The sequence below is a fragment of the Stenotrophomonas sp. HMWF003 genome (genome assembly GCF_003061285.1).
Taxonomy (GTDB): domain Bacteria; phylum Pseudomonadota; class Gammaproteobacteria; order Xanthomonadales; family Xanthomonadaceae; genus Stenotrophomonas; species Stenotrophomonas maltophilia_AP.
In genome coordinates this window covers 1-2,685 of the sequence record NZ_QAIW01000235.1, presented here as the reverse complement: position 1 = coordinate 2,685, position 2,685 = coordinate 1, and the positions used below count along the sequence as shown (strand labels likewise).

General features: G+C 64.1%; 3 protein-coding genes. All 3 read left to right on the top strand.

The genetic code is table 11. The features are described 5' to 3' along the window. The coding region (locus DBR34_RS09705) for a nucleoside hydrolase (RefSeq protein WP_181393961.1) at positions 1 to 375 on the top strand (375 nt) is incomplete at its 5' end. Between the two features lie 112 nt (positions 376 to 487). Further along, positions 488 to 730: a type B 50S ribosomal protein L31 gene (locus DBR34_RS09700; protein WP_128096630.1), complete on the top strand. Its 243-nt coding sequence runs from the start codon at positions 488 to 490 to the stop codon at positions 728 to 730. 338 nt (positions 731 to 1,068) lie between these two features. Then, positions 1,069 to 2,346, top strand: coding sequence for a citrate synthase (locus DBR34_RS09695; RefSeq protein ID WP_128096629.1), 1,278 nt, complete (start codon positions 1,069 to 1,071; stop codon positions 2,344 to 2,346). Positions 2,347 to 2,685 lie beyond the last annotated feature (339 nt).

The following is a 2,685-nucleotide window of genomic DNA, read 5'->3' as shown; positions in this document are numbered from 1 at the left end:
GAAGTGGCCGACTGGGAAGCCACCGTCGCCCACGGCCTGCTGCACGCCGATGTCGAGAAGTGGCTGGCTGCCGACACCGACAAGGCCCGCTTCTACGAGCTGATCTCGCGCCAGACCCGCCTGTGGTCCGAAGACAGCCGCGGCGAGCGCTGGTTCGCCGCCGACGCCCTGGCCATGGCCTGGGCGCTGCAGCCCGAGGGTGCCCTGCGGGTCGAATCGCGTCCCCTGAACGTCGAACTGGCCGGTGTGCACAGCCGAGGTGCTACCATTGTCGACTGGAACCGCCAGACCGGGCAGCCGGATAACACCCAGCTGCTGATGGCCTACGACCAGGGGCGTTTTGAAGCCCAGGTCCGGGCGGCACTCGGCGTCTGACGACGCCGCTGCGGCGGACCTTTCGCACGGTTGATGGTCCCGGCTTGCCCTTTGCGGCATCCGGGACTATAATGCCGCTCTTGATCACCAGCCCTTATTACGGTGCGCGCCCATGAAGGCCGATACTCATCCTGTTTACCGCGACGTGGTTTTCCACGACGTTACCTCTGATTTCAAGATCCTGACCCGTTCGACCATGTCCACCAAGGAAACGGTCAAGTGGGAAGATGGCAACGAGTACCCGCTCGTCAAGGTTGAAATCTCCTCGGCTTCGCATCCGTTCTACACGGGCAAGCACAAGGTGATCGACACCAGCGGCCGTATCGACAAGTTCCAGAAGCGCTACGCGCGCTGAGTTGTCGCTGCAGTTGCACGAAAACAACGGTCGCCTTGGCGGCCGTTGTTTTTTTTTGTGTCCGCTCCAGGGCGGTGAACTGAACGCAGGCCAAGCGGGGCATCGGTGCCTGCGGAACGCTGTGTCCGGACGATGTTGTCCGCATGCGCCGCCGGGCCTTGCCGTTGCTGGCCGCGCGCACCATACGCAGGCCCGTACCCGCGTCTACGACTTCCGTCCTAGGGCGGCAGAAATGTTGCTGTGCGATAATGGCGGGATCCACGATAACGATCGTGGACTTCCTTCACGTGCCTGCCCCATGCGCTTGGGTGGGCGCCTTCCCTCGAGGAGCGCACACAGTGTCCGATCTTGATCAGGTCACGCTCAACGCCGGCGAAAAGTCGGTTGTTTTGCCCGTCATCAAACCTACGCTCGGCAACGATTGCGTCGATATCTCGAAGCTGACCAAGGAAACCGGTCTCTTCACGTACGACTCCGGCTTTACCGCCACCGCCAGCTGCAAGTCCGCCATCACCTACATCGACGGTGACAAGGGCGTGCTGCTGTATCGCGGCTATCCGATCGAGCAGCTCTCGGAAAAGTCCAGCTACGTCGAAGTGGCCTACCTGCTGATCCATGGCGAGCGTCCGAGCGCCGAGCAGTTGAAGGCCTTCACCGACGAGCTGGCGGCTGAGGCCAACGTCGATCCGTCGATCAACACCCTGATCGGCAGCTTCGCCAAGGATGCCCACCCGATGGCCATCCTGACCGCCGCCATCGCGCAGCTGTCGGGTATCTACCACGCCTCGCTGGACCTGTCCGACGCCGAACAGCGCCGCCAGGCCGCCGTGCGCCTGATCGCCAAGGTGCCGACCCTGTCGGCCCTGATCTACCGCCATGGCAAGGGCCTGCCGGCCAACACGCCGGACACCTCGCTGGACTACGTCAGCCGCTTCCTGAAGCAGACCTTCGAATCGGCCGACGGCCAGTACGAACTGAATCAGGATGTGGTCAAGGCACTGGACCTGCTGTTCATCCTGCACGCCGACCACGAGCAGAACGCGTCGACCTCGACCGTGCGCCTGGTCGGTTCGACCGGTGCCAACCCGTACGCGTCGATCGCCGCCGGCGTCACCGCGCTGTGGGGTCCGGCCCACGGCGGTGCCAACGAAGCCGTGCTGAAGATGCTGGAAGAGATCGGTTCGGCCGACAACGTCGAGTCCGCCGTGCTCAAGGCCAAGGACAAGACCTCCGGCTTCCGCCTGATGGGCTTCGGCCACCGCGTGTACAAGAACTTCGACCCGCGCGCCAAGGTCATCGGTGAGATGACCGGCAAGGTGCTCAAGCAGCTGGGCGTGCAGGATCCGCTGCTGGACGTGGCCGTCAAGCTGGAACAGGCCGCGCTGCAGGACGACTACTTCGTCGCGCGCAAGCTGTACCCGAACGTCGATTTCTACAGCGGCATCATCTACAAGGCGCTGCAGATCCCGACCGAAATGTTCACCGTCATGTTCGCCCTGGGCCGTACCTCCGGCTGGGTTGCGCATTGGCTGGAACAGCAGGTCGATCCGGAAATGAAGATCGGCCGTCCGCGCCAGGTCTACACCGGCAGCGACGTGCGCGACTACCAGGGCTGATCGTCCCGGTACCGCGTGTTGGAAGGCGCCCCGCATTGCGGGGCGTTTTTTTTGTTCTTCGCCCATCTGCGGGAGCTCCGTGCTGCAAGCGCCGTCGCAGAGTGGGCACGACGCTACCGGGACGGCCGAGGGGTACGGGCGCCGTTTTGCTCGGCTGTCGTCTCCCATCGGGCCGGTCGCGAGCGTGAGGGCCCCGTAGCAGTCGGTAGGCCCCTGGCGCACATGTCCCCCGGCCGCACGGCGGCCTCCTCCTTTACTTTGCCCAGGAGCCTACCGGCTGCTACGGGGCTCGGCTTGCGGTAAGCAGGTGGACGCCACGCTTTTTTGACGCTGGGCGGT

Bases quoted from the DNA above. Each gene is read 5' to 3' on its own strand.
- DBR34_RS09700 (WP_128096630.1), top strand. From the start codon at position 488: ATGAAGGCCGATACTCATCCTGTTTACCGCGACGTGGTTTTCCACGAC.